15 protein-coding genes are annotated in these 20661 nt (G+C 72.6%); 6 read left to right on the top strand and 9 right to left on the bottom strand.

What is annotated here, in order from left to right; translation table 11 throughout:
• Window positions 1–12 precede the first annotated feature (12 nt).
• The gene (locus ACIBF7_RS22160) at window positions 13–840 is read left to right on the top strand and encodes an AraC family transcriptional regulator (RefSeq protein WP_397198010.1); all 828 of its coding nucleotides are present in this window, start codon (window positions 13–15) and stop codon (window positions 838–840) included.
• A gap of 112 nt (window positions 841–952) precedes the next feature.
• Here ACIBF7_RS22160 and ACIBF7_RS22155 read toward each other — a convergent pair whose 3' ends face one another.
• Window positions 953–1843: an NAD(P)-dependent oxidoreductase gene (locus ACIBF7_RS22155; RefSeq protein WP_271280340.1), complete on the bottom strand. Its 891-nt coding sequence runs from the start codon at window positions 1841–1843 to the stop codon at window positions 953–955.
• A gap of 146 nt (window positions 1844–1989) precedes the next feature.
• Here ACIBF7_RS22155 and ACIBF7_RS22150 point away from each other — a divergent pair, with 146 nt between their 5' ends.
• Entirely contained in the window at window positions 1990–2781 is a 792-nt protein-coding gene (locus ACIBF7_RS22150; RefSeq protein WP_148033266.1) for a glycerophosphodiester phosphodiesterase family protein, read from the top strand.
• 3 nt (window positions 2782–2784) lie between these two features.
• On the opposite strand, the gene ACIBF7_RS22145 is transcribed toward ACIBF7_RS22150, so the two are convergent.
• Window positions 2785–3483 (bottom strand): phosphotransferase, encoded by a 699-nt coding sequence (locus ACIBF7_RS22145; protein ID WP_219552138.1) that lies wholly within the window; start codon window positions 3481–3483, stop codon window positions 2785–2787.
• 327 nt (window positions 3484–3810) lie between these two features.
• Here ACIBF7_RS22145 and ACIBF7_RS22140 point away from each other — a divergent pair, with 327 nt between their 5' ends.
• Complete coding sequence (locus ACIBF7_RS22140; protein ID WP_397198009.1) at window positions 3811–6723, top strand: M36 family metallopeptidase; 2913 nt, start codon at window positions 3811–3813, stop codon at window positions 6721–6723.
• A gap of 193 nt (window positions 6724–6916) precedes the next feature.
• Complete coding sequence (locus tag ACIBF7_RS22135; protein WP_397198008.1) at window positions 6917–9487, top strand: M14 family zinc carboxypeptidase; 2571 nt, start codon at window positions 6917–6919, stop codon at window positions 9485–9487.
• A 42-nt stretch (window positions 9488–9529) separates the two neighbouring features.
• Here ACIBF7_RS22135 and ACIBF7_RS22130 read toward each other — a convergent pair whose 3' ends face one another.
• Window positions 9530–10261: a hypothetical protein gene (locus ACIBF7_RS22130; protein WP_397198007.1), complete on the bottom strand. Its 732-nt coding sequence runs from the start codon at window positions 10259–10261 to the stop codon at window positions 9530–9532.
• Window positions 10258–11106 (bottom strand): hypothetical protein, encoded by an 849-nt coding sequence (locus tag ACIBF7_RS22125; protein ID WP_148033263.1) that lies wholly within the window; start codon window positions 11104–11106, stop codon window positions 10258–10260. The genes ACIBF7_RS22130 and ACIBF7_RS22125 overlap by 4 nt, the downstream gene beginning before the upstream one ends.
• Window positions 11107–11288: 182 nt before the next feature.
• Between ACIBF7_RS22125 and folP the strand changes: the two genes are divergently transcribed.
• Window positions 11289–12149, top strand: a complete 861-nt coding sequence (folP, locus tag ACIBF7_RS22120) for a dihydropteroate synthase (protein WP_397198006.1) — start codon at window positions 11289–11291, stop codon at window positions 12147–12149.
• Window positions 12146–12964 (top strand): hypothetical protein, encoded by an 819-nt coding sequence (locus tag ACIBF7_RS22115; protein ID WP_397198005.1) that lies wholly within the window; start codon window positions 12146–12148, stop codon window positions 12962–12964. Before folP ends, ACIBF7_RS22115 begins: the two co-directional genes overlap by 4 nt.
• A 77-nt stretch (window positions 12965–13041) precedes the next feature.
• Here ACIBF7_RS22115 and ACIBF7_RS22110 read toward each other — a convergent pair whose 3' ends face one another.
• The 5 genes from ACIBF7_RS22110 to ACIBF7_RS22090 all read right to left on the bottom strand — a co-directional run bounded on the left by ACIBF7_RS22110 (window position 13042) and on the right by ACIBF7_RS22090 (window position 20504).
• Entirely contained in the window at window positions 13042–14658 is a 1617-nt protein-coding gene (locus ACIBF7_RS22110) for a membrane dipeptidase (protein WP_271278691.1), read from the bottom strand.
• Between the two features lie 80 nt (window positions 14659–14738).
• Window positions 14739–16148, bottom strand: coding sequence for a serine hydrolase domain-containing protein (locus tag ACIBF7_RS22105; RefSeq protein ID WP_397198004.1), 1410 nt, complete (start codon window positions 16146–16148; stop codon window positions 14739–14741).
• 89 nt (window positions 16149–16237) lie between these two features.
• Window positions 16238–16846: a dihydrofolate reductase family protein gene (locus ACIBF7_RS22100; protein WP_397198003.1), complete on the bottom strand. Its 609-nt coding sequence runs from the start codon at window positions 16844–16846 to the stop codon at window positions 16238–16240.
• A gap of 146 nt (window positions 16847–16992) precedes the next feature.
• Window positions 16993–19011 (bottom strand): elongation factor G, encoded by a 2019-nt coding sequence (fusA, locus tag ACIBF7_RS22095; protein ID WP_397198002.1) that lies wholly within the window; start codon window positions 19009–19011, stop codon window positions 16993–16995.
• 314 nt (window positions 19012–19325) lie between these two features.
• Entirely contained in the window at window positions 19326–20504 is a 1179-nt protein-coding gene (locus tag ACIBF7_RS22090) for a glycosyltransferase family 4 protein (protein ID WP_219552385.1), read from the bottom strand.
• Window positions 20505–20661 lie beyond the last annotated feature (157 nt).

Genomic DNA, 20661 nt, shown 5'->3' with positions numbered 1-20661 from the left:
AGCGTCGCGGGCGTGCGGCTGGAAGGAATGCCGGCGGGTCACCGGCTGCGTTACGGGCCCGCGGCCGAGGGCATCGAGCGGCTGGAGGCGTCGCTGGTGGGCGTGGCGTTCTCGCCGCACCGCCACGACACGTACGCGATCGGCGTGACGCTCGCCGGGGTGCAGACGTTCCGTTACCGGGGCGAGTCGCGTCACTGCCTGCCGGGGGAGTGGCACGTGCTCCATCCGGACGAGGTGCACGACGGGGCGGCGGGGACCGGCGACGGGTTCGGCTACCGGATCTTCTACATCGACCCGGCGCTGGTGCAGGAGGCGCTGGGCGGGGCGCCGCTGCCGTTCGTGGCCGACCCGGTCATCCGGGGGCGTGGCGTGCCCGCGTCGCTCGCGGCCTGCCTGGCCGGGCTCGACGAGCCGCTCGACGGCTTCGCGCGGGTGGAGGTCGGCGTGCTGGTCGCCGGGATGCTGGCCCGGTACGGGGCGGGACGGTACGGGTCGGCGCGGTACGGGCGCCGGGGGCCGCTCCCGATGGCGGCGCTGGCCCGGGTGCGTGAGCTGATCGCGAGCGACCCGGTGGTGCGGCGGCCGGTCGAGGAGTTCGAGCGGGTGACAGGGCTGGACCGGTGGACGATCGCACGCCAGTTCAGGGCCGCCTACGGCACCAGCCCGACGCGCTTCCGCACCATGCGGCAGCTCGACCTGGTGCGGCGGCTGCTCCTGGCGGGCACGCCGGCGCGCGAGGCCGCGGTGGGGGCGGGCTTCGCCGACCAGGCCCACATGACCCGCATGTTCAAACGCGCCTACGGCCGCACCCCGGCCGCCTGGCGAGCCGCCCTCCCCTGACCTCCCGCGGACCCTCCGCACAGGCGGTCGCCCGATCGGGCGGGACCGGTCCGGTACGGGCGATCGCCCGAGGGGGTCGGATCGCGGCTGGGTGGCGGGGGCGGTCGTCCGGTCAGGTCGGGTCCGGGTGGAGGGTCGCGGTCCGGTTTTCGAGGGCGTGGATGACGGCGGCCATGTCCTGGGCGCCGTGGCCGAGTGCGAGCGTCTCGCCGAAGAGCGCGTGGCAGACGTCCAGCAGGGGCGAGGCCAGTCCCCGTTCCCTGGCCGCCTCGGCGATCAGCCGGTTGTTCTTGAGCACGTCCGCGATCGCCGCCTGGGCGGTGAAGTCCTCCCGCGCCAGCTTGGCCGCCTTGGTCCTGGACACGTCGCTGGCCATCGGCCCCGAGTCGAGCACCTCGCGCAGCCGGTGCACGTCCAGCCCGTGCCCGCGGGCGAAGTGCACCGCCTCCGCCAGCCCGGTGACCGTCGTGATCAGGAACACGTTGACGGCCAGCTTCATCAGCAGCGCCCCCGGCACCGGCCCGCAGTCGAAGGCCTCGGCGCACATCGGGCGCAGCAGCGGCCGTACCTCCTCGACCGTCCCGGCGCCCCCGGCGAGCATCGCCACCAGCCGCCCCTCCTCGGCGGGCCGGCGTGACCCGGAGACGGGGGACTCCACGTATCCGCCCCCGGCGGCCAGGACGTCGGCCTCCAGCCCCGCCGAGTAGCCGGGCGAGGTCGTGCCCATGTGCACGATGACGCGACCGGCCACGTTCCCGGCGAACCGCGGCGTGCCGCGCCCCAGCACCGTGTCCATGGCGGACTCGTCGGCCAGCATGAGGATCGACACCCGCGCCCGCCGCAGCACCTCGTCGGGGCTCGCGGCCACCTCCGCCCCCGCCGCGCGGACCGGGTCGCAGCGTCCGGGGGTGCGGTTCCACACCACGAGGGGGATCCCGGCGCGTGCCAGGTTCACTGCCATGGGCTGCCCCATCAGGCCGAGCCCGAGGAAACCGACGTTCATGGGGCTTGTTGTAGCCGGAACGGCCGGTCCGGGTCTTGTACGGTTGTGACACCTCGCCACGCCGTGTCCGGCGGTGCCTTGATCGTACGGATGCGTGCATCTAGCCTCGTTCTGGGTGTTCAAACCTGTTCGGCTAGGGGGGCCACATGGCAAGAACGCGCAAAATCACTGTGGCGACGGCGGCGGTCGTACTCACCACATCCGCTCTGACCACGCCGGCGGCGGCCGCGAAACCGCCCCGCTGCCCGCTGATCTTCGGCCACGGGGGCTATCCCGACAACCCCGGCGCCAGCCTCAAGGACCGCATCCGCCAGGCCAACAACCCCAGCGCCGTGCGCCACATGCGGCGCTCCGGCGCCCAGGGCGTCGAGGCCGACGTCCAGCTCACCAAGCACGGCACCAAGGCCGTCATGTGGCACAACACCACCACCAACGGCCTGACCGGTCCCCGGCGGGCGATCACCGACCTGTGGTGGAGCACCGGCGACGGCAATCTCAGGTCCCGCCGGATCTCCCGCGGCCCCTACAAGGGCGAGAAGGTCTACACGCTGCGCGCCTGGCTGCAGCATGTCGCGTCGGTCCGCATGATCGCCCTCCTGGAGGTCAAGCCGGAGGCCAAGCGCGTCCTGGCCAGCAAGGCTCACTCCGCCGCCGCGTGGCGGGAGCTCTCCTACCCGCTCCTGGAGCGGCAGGACCTCCAGCCGATCATGGTCTACTCGACCGACCCGTGGATCCAGAACCAGCTGGCCAAGCGCCACCCGTCGCTGCTCAAGGGCGAGCACGCGCGCTGGACCGACAGCGTCGTCTGGGACGAGCCGCCGCCCGGCTGGAAGGGCAACACCCACCGCTGGCAGAGCATTCTCAAGCTCCGCCCCATCAGCATCATGACCAACTACCCGCTGGAGTACCGCCGCTGGCTGGAGGGCCGGTGCGACTGACGGCTACCTGGCCGCGCTGAAGTCGTTCAGCTCGCGTACGGCACGGTCCATGTCGTCGGCGGTGCCGAGGCGCAGCAGCTTGGTGTAGAGGATGTCGCCGGCGGCGGCGCCGCGGCGGATCGCCAGCGCGCGGGCGGTCATCCGCGCCTGGATCTCGTTGACGATCACCTGCGGGTCGCCGCCCCAGCCGTACGCCGACAGGAACTGCCGCAGCCGCTTGGGCCTGGCCTCGAACGCGGTGAAGCCCTCCGCGGCGGCCACGTGCCGGGAGTGCAGCGGCACCCAGCTCAGCGCCATCCACGCCACGTCGGACTCCACCGAGACCGGGCCGGCGAAGTCCCAGTCGAAGAAGCCGGTCAGGCGGCCGTCGTGCCAGGCGGCGTTGAACGGGCTGGCGTCGTTGTGCGCGATGATCAGACCGGGCCGCCAGCGCCCGCCGCCGCGCCAGGCCGCGTCCGGCGGCGGCACGAACCCCGCCACGGCCTTGTGGTAGTCACGCAGCCACCAGGCCACCTGCCGCAGCGCGTCCTCGGTGCGGGTCCACTCGGGCCACACCTGGCGGGTGCCCAGCGTCTCGCCTTCGAGGAAGGTCAGGACCTCCCGCCCCTGGCTGTCGACGCCGACCACGCGCGGCGCCCCGGCGAAGCCGACGCGCTCCAGGTGTCTCAGCAGCTCGTGGACGGCCGGGGTCCACGAGCGCACGGTCCTCCTCACTGTCGCGCCCAAGCGGGTCGCGCCCCCGTCGTTGCCTCCATCGAGGCGAGTCTCCAACTCTCACCCACCTGCCTCTGGGCTCGCAGGAACGCCTCAACCCAGGCTCTCAACAGGCAGGGCAATCTCCAAGATGGAGAACTGCCAAGGAACAAGCTTTGTCCACATTTGGACATACAAAAAAGCCAGCTAAACGGGTGTATCTGCTTATACGCCGATTTTTCGTGCTTGACAAGATCTTGTCAGGCCATCCGGCCGGTGCTACCTCTTGCGGATGCGGGTGAAACCGCGCGTCCCGGGCACCACTGGAGGGAAAACGTGCCGACCATACCCTGGTTACGCAGCACCGTTGTCGTCGCCGCCACCGCGGCGTTAGTCCTGCCCCTCGCCACGCCGGCCCTGAGCGAGCAGACCCGAACCGCCGGCAACGACCCGATCGTCCACGACTTCCAAGCAGAGGAACACGGCAAACCCGACGTCGACAACCGGCAGGGAACGGTCCCGCCGCCGATCGGGGCCAACGCGCGCACCGCCGCGCCCGAGGCGACCGTCCGATGGAACGCTCTCGGCACCCCTGCCGTCGTCACCGCCGCCCAACCGCTCGCCGAGGGCCTCGGGTCAGACCCCGAGCAGGCCGCGCGCGCGTACCTCAAGAACAACGAGCGGCTGTTCGGCCTGTCCGCCGAGGCGGTCGACGCGCTGGAGAAGGTCGCCGTCAACCCGATCGGCGACGGCCACGCCGTGCTGTTGCGCCAGCGCTTCGGCGACCTGCCCGCCGGGGTGGACGGCATGGTCGCCGTCGGCGTCCATGACGGGACCGTACGGCACGTCACCTCGACGCTGTCACGCGAGAGCGCCGCGCCGCCCGCGGCCACGCTCAGCGAGCAGCAGGCGCTGGAGATCGCGGCGAGGGACGGCGAGATCGACCTGGCCACCGCCGTCACCAAGCGGGTCACCAAGGTCGCGGTGCCCGCGCCCGACGGCGTGCACAGCGCGTACGAGGTCGTCCTGATCGGCGGCGCCGACGGCGAGGCGGCCGCGTACACCACGCACGTGGACGCGGTGAGCGGCCAGATCCTGGTCCGCGAGAACCTCGTCGACCACCACCACGACGCGGACAACCCGAAGTGGGACGTCTTCCCCGCCAACCCGCCGGCGAACTACTCCTCCCGCGACACCCGCGAGACCTGGTGCCACGAGGGCGAGCGCGGCTGTGACTACGTGCCCGGCGGCGACCCGGCGACCGGCAAGGCGTGGGACGTGGACCACGCCACGGACCAGCCCACCGGCACCAGCCTCGGCAACGCCGCGCGCACGTACGAGAACCGCGCCAGCGGCGACCCGTTCACCGTCGGCACCCGCAGCAACGTGCTCACGCCGAGCCGGAACTACCAGTACCCGTGGCGCAACACCTGGTTCGAGGCCAAGTGCAACCCGGCCGTGTTCGACCAGGAGGGCGAGGCCGACCTGGAGGCCGCGATCGCCAACCTGCACGTGATGCACAACCGCATGCACGACTGGTCCTACCGGCTCGGCTTCACCGAGACCGCGTGGAACATGCAGCAGGACAACGGCGAGCGCGGCGGGCTCGGCGGCGACCCCGAACAGGGCAACGCGCAGGCCGGCGCGCGCGACCTGATCGTGCGCGACAACGCCAACCAGATCACCGGCCCCGACGGGGTCGCGCCGATCACCAACATGTACCTGTGGCAGCCCATCGCCGGCGCCTTCTACGCGCCGTGCGTGGACGGCGACTACGACATGTCCGTGATCGGGCACGAGTACAGCCACGCGATCTCCGGCCGCATGATCGGCGGCCCGAACGCCGGCTGGAGCGGCGCCCAGGCCGGCGCCATGAACGAGAGCACCTCCGACCTGATCTCGATGGAGTACCTGTTCGAGTACGGGTTCCGCCCCGCGGGCAAGACCCCGTACGTGACCGGCGGGTACGTCACCGGTGACCCGGAGCGTGGCATCCGCAACTACGACATGTCCAAGTCGCCGCTGAACTACAGCGACATCGCCTACGACCTGGTGGGCCAGCAGGTCCACGCCGACGGCGAGATCTGGACGGCGACCCAGTTCGACGTGCGCGAGGCGTTCGTCAAGAGGTACGGCAAGGGCACCGCCAAGCAGCAGCGGGAGTGCGCGGACGGCAAGAGGCCGGTGGACAAGTGCCCGGGCAACCGGCGCTGGGCGCAGATCTCGTTCGACGCGCTGCTGCTCATGGCCTCCGGCGCGGTCAGCTACGTCGACCACCGCGACGCGCTGCTCGCCGCCGACACCATCCGGTTCGGCGGCAGGAACCACGACATCATGTGGCGCGCGTTCGCCGCTCGGGGCCTGGGCGCGGCCGCGGCCAGCAACGGCTCCGGCGACCCGGACCCGACGCCGAGCTTCGTCGACCCCGAAGGCCGCAACGGCTCGCTCAAGCTCAAGCCGCTGGGCGAGGCCAAGGGCGCGGCGCTGCGGCTGTACGTGGGCGACTACGAGGGCCGCGCGGTGCCGGTCGCCGACACCGACCCGGCCACCGAGCTGGGCGACACCGTCGAGATGACGCCCGGCGTGTACGACTTCGTGGTCACCGGAGCCGGCTTCGGGCACACCAGGATCAAGGGCGCGGTGGTGCCCGGCGTCACGCTGCCGCTCCCGCTGGCCCTGACCCGCAACCACGCCTCCGGCTCGGCCGGCGCCACGGCCGCGGGCGACGGCGTCAACCACGGCAGGCTCATCGACGAGACCGAGGCCACGAACTGGGCCTCGCTCACCGGCGCCCCGGCCGGCAAGTCGGTCACCGTGGACCTGGCGGGCGACAAGCCCGTCAAGATCCGCCGCGTCCAGGTGAGCGCCATGCTGCGGCCCAACGTCAACGACCCGGCCGACCCGGGCGGCCAGAACCGGTTCTCGGCCCTGCGCTCGTTCGAGGTGCTGGCCTGCGCCAAGGACTGCGCCGATCCGGCGAAGTTCAGGAAGATCTACACCAGCCGGGCGGACGCCTTCGACACGGCGCTGCCCCGGCCCCGCGGAGCCGACCTGCTCATCAAGTCGTTCCGCGTGCCCGCCACCGACGCCACCCACCTCATGATCCGCGCGCTGACCACCCAGTGCACGGGCAACCCGCTGTACGCCGGAGAGCAGGACGAGGACCCCAACTCGGCGACCGACTGCGGAACGGCCAGCCCGGCCCGCGACCAGGTCAGGGCCGCCGAGTTCCAGGCGTTCTCGCACTGACCGCCGGCCCTGCGGCCCGCGCTGTGCGCGGGCCGCGGGGCCCAAGCATGCGAAACTTGCGCATTTCTGGGGCCACTTGGGCGATCGGTGACGGTTTGGCATGGATTATGCGTCGCTATGATCACGCAGTCTTGTGGTGAGGGGATCTCGGACCGTTGTCTACGCGCAGTCGCACTACATCCGTGGAGGCCCCGTGCGCTTACCCGTCGCCATAGCGGCCGTCGCCGTATCCGCCGCGCTCCTCACCTCAGGAGTGGCCGTCGCCGAACCCGTCCAGCAACCCGCACCGCCGTCCCGGGACTTCGGCAACGGGCCGGACCGCAACGAGGAGGCCGCGGGGGCCGGCGAGCGGGCCTCCGCCCTGCGCGCCGCCCCCGGCGAGGACTTCCGCCGCCGTCCCGGCCATGACCAGGGCTACCCCCGGCGGAACACGCTGCCCGTCCCCGCCGAGAACCCCGCCGACGCCGCCATCAAACTCGGTCTCGTCCCGTACCACGGCATCGCCGCCAAGCTGAACGACCTGCAGCGGCGCAGCGACCGGGTGAGCGCCGAGATCACCGGCCGCAGCCACAACGGCCACGACCTCTACCTGGTGACCGTCACCGCGCCCGAGAGCCGCGGCGAGGCGCGCGAGCAGGACCGGATCCGCGAGCGCATCGAGAACGACCCCGCCGGGGCGGCCCGCGACCGGAAGCTCGTCAAGAAGTACAAGGCGCCGGTCTTCTTCAACGGCAACATCCACGGCAACGAGTGGGAGGGCACCGACGCCGTCCTGCGCGTGATCGAGGAGCTCGCCACCAGCACCGACCCCAGGACCGCCGCCCTGCTGGGGCGGACCAGGCTGTACTTCAACGTGACCGCCAACCCCGACGGCCGGATCGCCGGGACCCGGCAGAACGGCGCCGGGTTCGACCTGAACCGCGACTTCATCACGGCCTCCCAGCCCGAGGTCAGGGCGATGCGCCAGATCATGATCGACACGCAGCCGGTGGCCATGCTCGACCTGCACGGGTACGTCAACGGCACGCTCGTCGAGCCCACCACGCCGCCGCACGGCGCGAACTACGAGTACGACCTGTTCATCACCAACGCCTACCCCAACGGCCTGGGCATCGAGGCGGCCATCCTGGCGCTCGGCTACACGCCGGAGGCGGACGGGGTGTTCCCGCCGCAGATCCCGTTCCGGGACTCCGCCGAGGGCTGGGACGACTGGCCGCCGATCTTCACCCCGCAGTACGCGCCGTTCCAGGGGGCGGTCGCCTCGCACACGATCGAGTTCCCGATGCGGGTGAACGGCTCCGACTACACCAACCGGCCCGTCGAGGAGCTGCGCCGCCGCTCGGCCATCAACGTCGACATCGCCGCCGCGGCCGTCCGGGCCACGTACGCGTTCGTGGACTCCCGGCACGACCGGATCATCGCCGACCAGATCGAGGTGTTCAGGCGCGGCGCGGCGGGAGAGCCGGCCAAGGAGGTGCCGCTGGGCATCGTGCCCGGGTTCGGGCCCGAGGACGTCTACACCACCACCTACCCGCGCGCGTACGTCATCCCGGCGGGCAACGCGCAGCGCTCGGCCACCGCGGCGGCCCGCCTGGTGGACCACCTGGTCGCCAACGACGTCCGGGTGGAGCGGGCGAAGCTGCCGTTCCGGGCCGGCGGGAAGACCTATCCGGCGGGCTCGTACGTGGTCGACATGCGCCAGCCCAAGCGAGGGCTGGCGAACGTGATGCTGGAGCCGGGGCAGGACATCTCCCCACGGGTCGACGCCATGTACGACATCTCCGGCTGGAGCCACGCCCTGCTCTGGGGCGCCACGGTGGACACCGTCACCTCCGGCTCGCTCCACGTGCTCGGCGTGCCGGTGAGCGCGGCCGCGCCGACCGGGTCCGTGCCGGACGGGCGCGGGCCGCTGGCGCTGGCCGTACGTGACGCCAAGGAGGTGCGGGCCGTGAACGACCTGCTCTCCCAGGGGGTCGAGGCGGTCTGGGCGGACGGCGCCGTGGTGGTACCCGCCGGGGCCCGTGGCGCTGCCAGGACCGTGGCCGACCGCTACGGGGTGGCCTTCACCAAGGCGCGCTCGGGCGACGGCGTCCCGCTGACGGCGGTCCGCGTCGCCGCGGCGGTCTCCGCCGACGAGCTGTTCACGCTGCGCGAGCTGGGCTTCGCCGTCACCCCGGTCTCCACCGCGGTGCTCAACGCCGGCTTCGACTGGAGCGGTACCGACGTGCTGGTCGTCTCCAGCGGGCTCAGCTACGCCGCGCTCGACCCGCAGGCCAGGGCGGCGCTCGACGCGTTCCTCGCGAGCGGCGGCGTGGTCACGCGCGGCGGCACCGGCGCGGCCTTCAACGCCGCCGCGGGGCTGCTCACCGCGACCTCCGTGGCGGGCCGGGGCGACGCCAACGGCGTCGTCAGGGTGACGAACGGCGACGGGCAGGTGGCCGGTGACGCGCCCGCCCACGCGTTCGTCTACTCGCCGCGCTGGTTCACCGGCCTCGGGCCCGAGGTGACGGTCGAGCAGTCGTACGCGGCCGGCGACCCGCTCGTCTCCGGCCACTGGCGTCCGAACCCGGACGGCACCGGCGGCCAGGACGCGGCGGCTGGTCAGGCGGCCGTGGTGAGCGGGCGGGACGAGCGGGGCGCGGCGGTGGTGCTCTTCGGCACCGAGCCGCTGTTCCGCAACCACCCGAAGGGCCTGTTCCCGCAGGTCGCCCGGGCGCTCTACTGGTCCGCCGCCGTCACCGGCAGCCCCGTGACCACCCGATAGCCGGCGTGGCCGGCGGCCCCGCGCGGGCCGCCGGCCCGTCCGTCAGTTCGGCGCCGGGACCAGGGGCAGGAACTGGTCGTAGAAGTCCGTCTTGATCCGCAGGACCCGCTGCTCGGTCTCGCGGAAGCCCGCCGCGGACTCCTCCCCGGTGACCAGCTCGGCCAGCCGGGCGCCGAGCTGGTCGGAGTGCGTCGCGGACGGGAGGGACTCCGCGCCGAGGGGGTGCGCCTTGGCGTCGTGGACGAGATGGGGATGGTAGAACCTCGACCGGTTCACGCCGTCGCCGGTCAGCGCCTGGGCCATCCTCGGCCAGAGCCGCCCGTACTCGGCCGCCACCAGGATCTCGCCCCAGAACCGCAGGATCGTCACGAGCCTCAGGTCGGCGTCGGGCCCGCGGCCCGCCTCGGCGATCAGCCGGAAGATCGCGGTGGTCGCCTCCACCGTGACGGCGGTCGGCGCGGTCTCCACCAGCGCCTTCCTGGACACGCCCAGCCGGAGCATGTCCGCCTTCATGTCCTCCCGGTGCGAGGGCACGCGGCCGTCGCCGCCGGGGTACTCCTCGCGCAGGATGACGCGCGCGATCCGGCGGCTGGACTCGTCCTCCAGCAGGTCGATGGCCAGGTCGTAGGCGGGGGTGAAGGCGAGCGACAGGAACCGCCGCTGGAGCAGCACGGCGGCGAAGCCGTCGGCGGAGAGCAGGGCCGCGCCGGCCAGCACCGGGTGCCGCTCGAACCGCGCGACGAGGTCGTCCTCGAACGCGTCCAGCTCCTTCATGTGGGCCTCCTGGGCGGGATGTCCTTGAGTGATGTGCGCCAGTCGGAGAGGTCGACGTCGTGGCCGACGGCCCAGAGCATGTCCAGCTCGCCCTGGATCTCCGCGCCCATCGGGGTGTCGGCGCCGTCGATCTCCAACTGCGTCGAGTCGACGGCCAGCTTGCCGTGCAGGAACGAGCTGACGAAGTAGCGGTCGTCGGCCCGGTAGACGGCTATCGACGGCAGGGAGTCGTAGATGCGGACGCCGAGCAGGTGCTTGTTCGCCCCGGCCTTCTTGTGCACCGAGGCGAGGACGGACAGGCACCGCTCCACGTTCGCCGGCACGTCCTCTTCGAGCGCCGGGTCGCGCACCACCCGAAGCGCCTCCTCCCGGAGCTTGGCCACGGCCGACCGGGGATGCAGGAGCAGGACGCGCACCCGGACGCCGCGGTGCAGGGCCTCCTCCAGCGCGTCCTCCAGCCGGTGCAGGTGAGGTATCCACGTCTGCAGGATCGCGGCCTCGCGCCTGGCCGTGACCAGGTGGTCGATGAACACGTCCTCGGCGAAGCGGCGGTGGATCCGGATGACGCCGCCGTAGTGGGAGACCTTGCGGTCGCGGGCGATGGCCTCGACGTCGAGGGTGACGATCAGGTCCTTGATCTTCTCGATCGCCCTGAGCCGGTCCAGCTCCAGGAGCAGGAAGAGCGTCACCGTGCTCAGGATGAGCAGCGTGATCTTCGGAATGGCCGCGCCGAGCATGCCCGGGTCGAACCAGCCGAACAGGGCGGCGGCCGAGACCACCGCGCCCAGGCCCACCGTGAGGGTGAGGGTGACGCGCTCCGCTATGTGACGTATTCCGCTGGCCATGGCAGATCCCGGGGGGTTGCGCGCTGCGATTGACTGCGACGATAACCGCGGATCGGCCGCCGCGCTGCGGGAGTGGTGAAGTGCGGTGTTTCGTCCCCGCGCAGGGCGGTCCCCGGGGCGCTGGCGTAGGATGGAGCGATGTTCTGCCGCGTCAGGGACGGCGTCGTGCCGGAGAGGGACGGATGAGGCTCACGCTCGGCTCCCGGACGTTCGGAGAGACGCCGCTGCTGATGGCGATCGTCAACCGCACCCCCGACTCCTTCTACGACCGCGGCGCCACGTTCGCCCGCGAGGAGGCGCTGCGCCGGGTCGACCAGGTGGTGGCCGAGGGGGCCGACATCGTCGACATCGGCGGAGTGAAGGCGGCGCCCGGCGGCGACGTCGACGTGCGCGAGGAGATCGAGCGCACCGCCCCGTTCGTGGCCGAGGTGCGCGAGCGCCACCCCGACCTGGTGATCAGCGTCGACACCTGGCGTCACGAGGTGGGCCGCGAGGTCTGCCAGGCCGGGGCCGACCTGCTCAACGACGCCTGGGGCGGGGCCGATCCCAAGCTGGCCGAGGTGGCCGCCGAGTTCGGTGCGGGGCTGGTGTGCGCCCACACCGGCGGGGTCGAGCCGCGCACCCGGCCGCACCGGGTGGAGTACGACGACGTGGTGGCCGACGTGATCGAGCGGACCGTCGCGCTGGCCGAGCGGGCGATGGCGGCCGGGGTGCCGCGCGAGCGTCTGATCATCGACCCGGCTCACGACTTCGGCAAGAACACCTGGCACAGCCTGGAGGTGACCCGGCGCGTCGACGAGCTGGTGGCCACCGGCTGGCCGGTGCTGGTGTCACTGTCCAACAAGGATTTCGTGGGCGAGTCGCTCGACCTGCCCGTGGGGGAGCGGCTGATGGGCACGCTCGCCGTGACCGCGCTGTGCGCCTGGCAGGGGGCGCTGGTGTTCCGGGCGCACAACGTGCCCGAGACGCGGCAGGTGCTCGACATGGTCGCGGTGACGCGCGGCGTCCGCCCGCCCGCGCGCACCGTACGGGGGCTGGCATGATCGTCGCGGCGGCGACCGTTCCCGGCGCGCCGCTGCTGCTGCCCGGCGTCACCGGCGGGCCCGTGCGGGAGGTCGCGAAGACGCGCGAGGCGATGGCCGCGGCCGTCACCGCGCTGCTCGACCAGGGGGCGGAGGAGATCGTCGTGGTGGGCGGCGCGCCCGCCACCCGCCCGTTCCCGCCCGACGCCCCCGGCCCCGAACAACGCGTGGCACCGGGCTGGCGACGGCCGCATCATGACCGCCGGTCCGCGCCCGACGAGCGGCGGGGCGACGAGGTGCTGCCCGAGGGTGCTTACTCAGAGGTGTCCGGGCCGGGTGGCGAGAGCGTGCAGGGGTCGGCTGGGCTCGGGGGGAGAGACGGCGCGGGGGAGACGGTGGAGGATCTTCTTCCCGTGTCGCTCGCCGTCGGGCGGTCCCTGCTGGGAGGGTGTCCGGTGCCGTGGACCTTGCGGGGGGTGGGTCGTCATGAGTCGCGTGACCGTTGCCTTGAGCTCGGCCGTGAGCTGAGGGAGGGCGGGCGTCCGGCCGGGCTGCTGGTCGTCGCCGACGGCAGCGCTCGGCGGAGTGAGAAGGCTCCCGGTCATCTCGACCCGTCCGCGATCGAGCTCGACGCCCGGATCGGGGCCGCGCTCACGGCGGCCGACGCCGGCGCGCTGCTGCGCCTGGATCCCGCCGCCTGCGAGCGCGCCCTGGTCGCCGGGCGGGCCGCCTGGCAGGTCATGGCCGCCGCCTGCGAGGACCGGCCATGGCAGGCCCAGGTCCTGCACGAGGAGGACCCGTTCGGCGTCGCCTACTGGGTCGTCACCTGGACCTGACGCGGACCTAGTCTCACCCGGGCTTGGACGCGAGCCGAGGAGTGCCCACCCCGGAAGGACGGGGTGGGCGGAGGGTGTCAGCGGAGGCTTGCGTGCTGGGTGGCTGAGGCCCAGGTGCGGAGGTAGGACTCGGCGCCGGCGGCCAGGTCCTGGACGATCTCCGGGCCGGCGATGATCCGCATGTCCTCGATCCAGTCGGGCACCAGGCCGTAGTTCGCGACGCCGTCCTGGTTGACGTCCCAGACCCGCTCGCCGGTGCGCTGGCGGTCGAGGGTGACGCCGTCGAGGGAGGTGAAGGGGTACGTGACCGGGTTCGACGCGTTGCCGGCCCGGGGCGCGGGGAGGCGGCCCATGCCGTTGGCGTCCAGCCCGTACCCGTAACCCGGCACCTGGTGGGCCTGCCGGAGAGGCTCGGTGCGCCGCCACTCGTCCACGAAGTGCTCGGCGTCGTGGCCGTACTGGGTGACCATGCCGCCGAGGGCGTAGATGCGGTCCAGGTAGTGCGGGTCGGTCCAGCTGTGGGAGGAGATGACGCCCGGGTAACCGGCGGCTTCGAGCAGGTCGAGAGCGCTGTCGGCGGCCTTGACGCTCATGTGGTCGACCTCGATCATCATGCCGCGCCGCATCATGCCCTCGATCATGTACTGGCCGAGCGAGGTCAGGCCGCGCGTGTTGCAGTGCGGGGCCGCGGGATAGATGGGCAGCGAGACGCCCGGCGGCAGCAGGCGGGCGATCTGACCGGGCAGCACGCCCGCGGGCTCGATGGTGTTGTCGTGCTCGGCGGTGGTGCAGGTGCGCGCCTGCCAGAACCTGCCGGTGCCGAGCAGGTTGCCGATGTTCACGATCGCGCCCTGGGTGCCCGAGTCGAACCGCACCCCGCACAGCGCGTTGTCGTACTTGTGACAGGCGAACATGCTGCGCACGCCCAGCTCGTACATCTCGTCGAGGCCGCGGTCGATCTGCGCCCGCGTGCACGCGGAGATGCCGAGGACCTGCCGGCAGCCGAACGGCTCGGAGGTCTCCACGCCGAGCACCACGGCCAGCTTGCCCGCCTGGACGACCTGCCGCGCCTCGGCGGGGTCGCGGACGATCCGGAACCAGCCCCGGCCCGGCCCGCCGTGCTCGGCGTCGATGTGGGCCTGCAGTTCGCGGGCGCGCTGGGCCTGGAGCCTGATGGAGTCCATCTCGTCGCAGCCGTGGCGTCGCAGCGGGTAGATGGCGCACAGCTGGCGGTTGGCGACCAGGTGGTTGACCATCACCCGCAGCCCGCCGCGCCAGGCCCGCTCCACCCAGGTGTAGTACGCCTGCTGGTGGGTCAGCGAGTCGTGCGCGGGCCAGTCGCGGAACGTCGGCCAGCCCACCGGGTCGTGGGTGCCGGTGGGCGAGCCGGTGCGGGTGAAGTTCTCGAACCAGGCCAGCTCGCCGTTCGGCAGGTGGTCGGGGCAGTCGCGCAGCGCCTTGGCGATGCCGTCGGGATCGAACGGCTTGCCGCACATCAGCATGCCGCCGAACGCCTCGTACGAGAACAGGTGGCTGTGGGCGTCGACGAGGCCGCGCACGTCGGCGGCGGCCGAAGCGGTGGCCGGGGTGGTGGCGGAGGTGGCGGTCGCCGGCGCGGAACTCTGCGCGATCAGCGAGCCGGCCAGGAGGACGAGGCCGGAGGTGATGCGGACGAGGGATCGGAGGCTCTTCACGGACACCTCACAAGTGGGGGGTGCACTCAGCATCCGCCGCCCTCAAGGACCCGGCAAGGCCCAAACATGAGCTGCTCTCATCAACTCGCGAGCCGGACCAGCCGCGTGATCGTCACCAGCACCCCGGCGGCCGCGGCCGCCAGCAGCGCGATCGACAGCGGGGCGGCGTAGTACGTGACCTGGGCCCAGGTGACGGTCCGCCCGTTCATGAGGGTCGAGACCAGGTCCGGATAGGCGGCCAGCAGCGCGACCGGCAGCAGCGCCGGGACCAGGCGCACCGCGATCCGCCACCGCGGCCTGCCCGCCCGCTCGGCGGCCCAGCGCCGCGCCCGGAGCGCGCCCGTGATCCCGAGGCCCGCCGCCAGCAGCGTGACCGCGGCCAGCACCGCCTCGAACAGCTGCCGGTCGCCTCCGGGCACCTCGGGCGCCCGGCCCTCGCTCATGGCCACGAGGCCCGTCATGACCGCGTAGGTCTCGTCCGTCAGCCCGGCGCTGTCCGTCATGACCGCGAACCCGTACCCCGTCCCGGGGGAGATCGCCTGGACGGCGTTGTAGGTGAACAGGTTGCCCGAGTGCACGAGCAGGCCGGACTCGCGGTCGGGGCTCCAGCCCATCCCGTACTCGTGGATCCCGGAGGGGGCGTGCATGGTCTCCAGGCTCTGCCGCTGCACCAGGGGGCGGCCGTCGCCCGTGTGGAGCCTCAGCCACCTGCCCATGTCGGCGGCGGTGGTGATGACGCCGCCGCTGCCGCTCTCGTCCAGGAACCCGTCCAGCTCGGGACGGGGCAGCCAGAGGCCGAAGATCGAGTTACGGCCGTCGGCCGGTCTGACGACCTCGTCGCTGACCGCGCTGGACGTCATGCCCAGCGGGGTGAAGATCCGCTCGCGCAGGTAGTCGCCGAAGCGGCGGCCGCTCGCGGTCTCGACCAGCCTGGCGGCCAGGTTGTAGTTGACGTTGCAGTACTCCCAGCGGGTGCCGGGGGCGGCCGCGAGCCGGTCGTCGGCCAGCCGCGAGGTGTAGTCCGCGAGCGAGGCGGCGTCGCCCAGATCCGTGACGTCCACCGAGGTGTCGGACAGGCCGGAGGTCTGGTTGAGCAGCTGCCGCACGGTGATCCCGGCCGCCCGCGGGTCGGCCATGCGGAACCCGGGAAGCTGCGCGGCGACCGGCTCGTCGAGCCGGATCTCGCCCCGCTCGACGAGCGTCATGACCGCCGCCGCGGTGAACGACTTGCTGACCGAGGCCACCCGCATCGGGGTGCCGGCGGTGATCGGGGCGCCGCGGGAGTCGTGCCCGTACCCGGCCGCGTGCACGACCTCGCCGTCCCTGGTCACCACCAGCGACATGCCGGGCACGCCCGTCGACTCCATCGCCTGCCGGGCGTAGGCGTCGACGGCGGCGGCCGTGAGCTCGCCCGGCACGCGGGCGTCTCCGTCGAGGGCGGCGGGGGTGAGGGCCAGGAGCAGGGAGAAACCGGCCAGAAAGGACTTCATGGGCAAGCACCGTACGAAGCCCGTTACCCCTGCCGGATCCGCCGAACGTCCAGTGACACCCCTGACGAAGGTGAGGAGTCCCGCCCGGGCTAGGCGACGGAGCTGTACACGGGGTCGCCCGTCCACGCGTAGGTCATGTAGACGACGCCCGCGTCGGTGGTGGTGCAGCCGGTGAGCTTGAGCCCGGCCGGGAGGGTGCCCTCGGCGAACATCCGCTTGCCCTCCCCGAGGACGACGGGGAAGACCATCAGGCGGTACTCGTCGACCAGCTCGGCCCTCTGCAGCGTGCGGATGAGGTCGCTGCTGCCCTGGGTGATGATCTCGCCGTCGGTGCGCCGCTTCAGGTCGGCGACCGTCTGCGCGGCCTCGCCCGCCAGCACCTCGGTGTTGCGCCACTCGGCCGTCATCGGCGACCTGGTGGCGACGTACTTGCGCATGCTGTTGATCTCGGCGCCGCCGTCCTCGTCGGACACGTGCGGCCAGTACGAGGAGAGGATGTCGTACGACCTGCGGCCCAGCAGCATGCCGTCCGCGCGGTCGAGCTGGTCGCCCATGATGCGGTTGAACCCCTCGTCCACGTGCGGGGCCAGCCAGCCGCCGTGCTTGAAGCCGTTGTCGTCGTCCTCGCCGGGCCCGCCGGGAGCCTGCATGACACCGTCCAGCGAAACGAAGGCGGAAACCACCAGCCTGCTCGTCATCTCGTACTCCTTCTTCCCGATACGGGCCCTTTCTCCGGGCCCGCCGTGTTCATGTCCCCAAGGCTGCCGATGCCCTCTTACGGGATGCTTCAGGTTTCCTTCAGCGAAAGGCCGGTCCCCCCAAAAGGAGGGACCGGCCCCGGCCGTCACGGCATCCGGGCGTAGCCCGCGGCACGGGTGGTGAACGTGCCCCGGCCCTGCGTACGGCTGCGCAGATGGGTGGCGTAGCCGAACACCTCGGCCAGCGGCACCGTGGCGGTGGCCACCACCGTGCCGGCCTTCGCCGCCGTGCCGCTGATCCGGCCGCGCCGGGCGGCCAGGTCGCCCAGCACGCCGCCCGCGGCCTCCTCAGGCACCGTCACCGTGACCTCGACCACCGGCTCCAGCAGCGCCATCACGCAGGACCGCAGCGCCTCGCGCAGGCCCAGCCGGCCCGCCGCGCGGAAGGCCGTCTCGGAGGAGTCCTTCACGTGCGTGGCGCCGTCGGTCAGCGTGACGCGCAGGCCGGTCACCGGGTGCCCGCCGAGCGGGCCCTCGGCCAGCGCGTCGCGGCAGCCCGCCGCCACCGCGCGCACGTACTCGCGCGGCACCCGGCCGCCGGTCACCGCCGACTCGAACGCGAACCCGGTGCCCGGCTCCACGTCGAGCACCACGTGCGCGAACTGCCCGGCCCCGCCGTCCTGCTTGACATGTCGGTAGAGGAGTCCGGACACGCCGCGCACGACCGTCTCGCGCAGCGCCACCCGGGGCCGGCCCACGGCGACCGCCATCCCGTGCTCGCGGCGCACCTTCTCCACCGCCACCTCCAGGTGCAGCTCGCCCAGGCCGGACAGCAGCGTCTGCCCGGTCTCGGGATCGGTCCGTACGGACAGGGACGGGTCCTCGTCCGTCAGCCGCGCCAGCGCCGACGTCAGCCGCCCGGCGTCGGTGCTCCGGCGCGGCTCGACGGCCACGGACACCACGGGCTCGGTCGCCGACGGCGGTTCGAGCAGCAGCGGCGCCTCCCGCGCGCACAGCGTCGCGCCGGGACGCGCCGCCTTCGGCCCGGCCACCGCGACGATGTCCCCGGCGACCGCCCGGTCCACCTCGGTGTGCCGGTCGGCCTGCACCCGCAGGATGCGGGCGACCCGTTCGGTGCGATCCGCGCCCGCGTCCAGCACCGTGTCACCCTTGCGCAGCGTCCCCGCGTACAGCCGCAGGAACGTCAGCCGGCCGGTCGCGGTGGAGCTGACCTTGAAGGCCAGCGCCGCGAGCGGCGCCTCGGGGTCGGCGGCGCGCTCCTGCTCCGCGCCGGCGTGCGTGCCGCGCACCGGCGGCACGTCCAGCGGCGAGGGCAGGTACGCGACGACGGCGTCCAGCAGCGGCTCGACGCCCCGGTTCCGGTACGCGGACCCGCACAGCACCACGACGCCGTCACCGGAGCGGGTGAGGTCGCGCAGCGCCGCCTGGAGCGTGCCGGCGGAGATCTCCGGTCCTGCGCAGAACTCCTCCAGCGCGCCCGGGTGCAGCTCGGCCACGGCCTCCTCCAGCAGTCTGCGGCGCCGCCGCGCCTCGTCCAGCAGGTCGTCCGGCACCGGGCCTTCCCTGAGCACGTCCCGATCCCAGGTCAGGGCCCGCATGCGCGGCAGGTCGACGACGCCGGTGAAATCGTGCTCGCGGCCGATCGGCAGCTGCGCGACCAGCGGCGTCACCCGCAGCCGGTCGCGGATCGAGGCGACGGCCGTGTCCAGGTCGGCGCCCGCCCGGTCCAGCTTGTTGACGAAGGCGACGCGCGGCACGCCGTGGCGGTCGGCCCGCCGCCACACCGACTCGCTCTGCGGCTCGACGCCCGCGACCCCGTCGAACACGGCGACGGCGCCGTCGAGCACCCGCAGCGAGCGCTCCACCTCGTCGGAGAAGTCGACGTGTCCGGGAGTGTCGATGAGGTTGATCCGGTGTCCGGCCCACTCGCAGCTCACGGCCGCGGCGAAGATCGTGATGCCGCGGTCGCGCTCCTGGGCGTCGAAGTCGGTGACGGTCGTCCCGTCGTGCACCTCGCCGCGCTTGTAGGTGGCGCCGGTGGCGTACAGGACGCGTTCGGTCAGGGTGGTCTTGCCGGCGTCGACGTGGGCGAGGATGCCCAGGTTGCGGACGACGGCAGGCGATCGAGTGGTGTGACGGCGCACGGTCCATGACCCTTCTTGCGGGATGGAGAACAGGACGGCGCGATGTGCCGGACGAGAAAAGGGGCAGGGCAGAGCAGGGCCCCGCCCCGGGAGGATCAGGGGTTCGTCACGGCGTCCGGTGGCGGGCGCGCAGCCGGCACCGGGCCGCCGGAGACACCAGGATCACCTCGTACCGCGACGGGGGGACGGCGGCCGCCGCGGTGCTGTGGTGGCGCACGGCGGGCTCCCCTCACACGTCGGAGCGCGCCACTGCGGCGCGCGGTACGGCGGCGAGTCTAATGATCGCGAGGGTGACGCGGAACCGGTTTTTCCGGTCAGCGTGACGTCCAGCGGGGGTCGTCGAGGCGCTCGCCGTTGTGCAGCGCGGTGAACAGGTCCTCCCACAGCGGCATGACGACCTCGGGCGAGTAGCTCTGGGCGGTCCTCGCCGCGGCGGCGCCCAGCCGCCGGCGGGTGTCGATGTCGCCCATCAGGCGAGACAGCGCGGCGCCCAGCGCCTCCGGGTCGCGCGGCGGCACCAGCACCCCGTCCACGTCGTGCGTCAGCACGTCCGCCGGGCCGGTCGGGCAGTCGAAGGCCACCACCGGCAGCGCGTGGCCCATCGCCTCGATCATCGCCATCGGCAGGCCTTCGATGCGCGAGCTGAGCGCGTAGATCGACGCCGCGGCCATCTCGTCGTGGATCGTCTCGGTGCGGCCCATCAGCTTGAACCGGCCGGTCAGGCCCGCCTCCTCGATGCGCTCGCGCAGCTTCTCCTCGGACGGGCCGGTGCCGAAGACCTTCAGCTCCCACTCGGGGCGCTCGTCCGCGATCGACGCGAACGCCTTGATGAGGTAGTCGAAGCCCTTCTGCTTGACCAGCCGGCCCACCGCGATCACCACCGGTGCGGTGTGGTCGGAGTGCACGCGCCCCGCCATCGGGATCCCGTTGGGGATGCGGATGACCGGGCAGCCGGGGAGCGCCTCGCGGTATTCGGCGCGGCTGGTCTCGGTCAGCACCACGACCGCGTCGAAGCGGCTGTAGTGGCGGCTGATCTGCTCCCGCACGGGCTTCCGGTACGAGCCCAGGTTCATGTGGTCCTGGGCCACCCGGATCACGCCGGACGTGGCCCGGCGGGCGGCGATGAGGTTCAGCGCCGGGCGGGTGGTCACCAGGATGCCGTCGCTCAGCGGGCTGACGTAGTCGATGACCGCGCGCTCCACGCGCTCGGTGAAGTAGCCGGCGGCGAACTCGCCCGCGGGCACGATCTTGCCCCGCGCCCGGCGCCACACCTTGCGGGCCAGGGAGTCGGTCTCGACCGCCGTCCGCTGGTCGACCAGGGCCCACACCTTCACCCGCGGATCGATGGCGAACTGCGGCTTGGTCCGCCGGCGGACCGCGCTGACGATCTCCACGTCGTGACCCGCGGCCGCCATGGCGTTCGCCTGGTTGACCACGGTGCGGATGGTCCCGCCCATGCCGTAGGCGTGCAACAGCATGTACCGGATCTTCATCTCTTGCGTCTCCGAGGCATGTCTCAGCCGGATGGCGTCCCGGGGCCACCCGTTTCATGCGGAACGAGGCTAATGCCTCTAGCTGGGAGTTCACTGGCAACGGCCCATGGACCCGCTCAGCCAGGGTACTGGCGATCCGGAGGACAATGATCAACGG

This window comes from Nonomuraea sp. NPDC050478, from assembly GCF_044458265.1.
In the GTDB taxonomy this organism is placed as follows: Bacteria; Actinomycetota; Actinomycetes; order Streptosporangiales; family Streptosporangiaceae; genus Nonomuraea; species Nonomuraea ferruginea.
The sequence above is the reverse complement of the archived record's forward strand: the minus strand, read 5'-3'. Positions and strand labels throughout refer to the sequence as shown.

Bases quoted from the DNA above. Each gene is read 5' to 3' on its own strand.
- ACIBF7_RS22155 (WP_271280340.1), bottom strand. From the start codon at position 1,843: ATGAACGTCGGTTTCCTCGGGCTCGGCCTGATGGGGCAGCCCATGGCA.
- ACIBF7_RS22090 (WP_219552385.1), bottom strand. From the start codon at position 20,504: ATGAAGATCCGGTACATGCTGTTGCACGCCTACGGCATGGGCGGGACC.
- ACIBF7_RS22150 (WP_148033266.1), top strand. From the start codon at position 1,990: ATGGCAAGAACGCGCAAAATCACTGTGGCGACGGCGGCGGTCGTACTC.
- ACIBF7_RS22130 (WP_397198007.1), bottom strand. From the start codon at position 10,261: ATGAAGGAGCTGGACGCGTTCGAGGACGACCTCGTCGCGCGGTTCGAG.
- ACIBF7_RS22125 (WP_148033263.1), bottom strand. From the start codon at position 11,106: ATGGCCAGCGGAATACGTCACATAGCGGAGCGCGTCACCCTCACCCTC.
- ACIBF7_RS22105 (WP_397198004.1), bottom strand. From the start codon at position 16,148: ATGAAGTCCTTTCTGGCCGGTTTCTCCCTGCTCCTGGCCCTCACCCCC.
- ACIBF7_RS22100 (WP_397198003.1), bottom strand. From the start codon at position 16,846: ATGACGAGCAGGCTGGTGGTTTCCGCCTTCGTTTCGCTGGACGGTGTC.
- folP (WP_397198006.1), top strand. From the start codon at position 11,289: ATGAGGCTCACGCTCGGCTCCCGGACGTTCGGAGAGACGCCGCTGCTG.
- ACIBF7_RS22115 (WP_397198005.1), top strand. From the start codon at position 12,146: ATGATCGTCGCGGCGGCGACCGTTCCCGGCGCGCCGCTGCTGCTGCCC.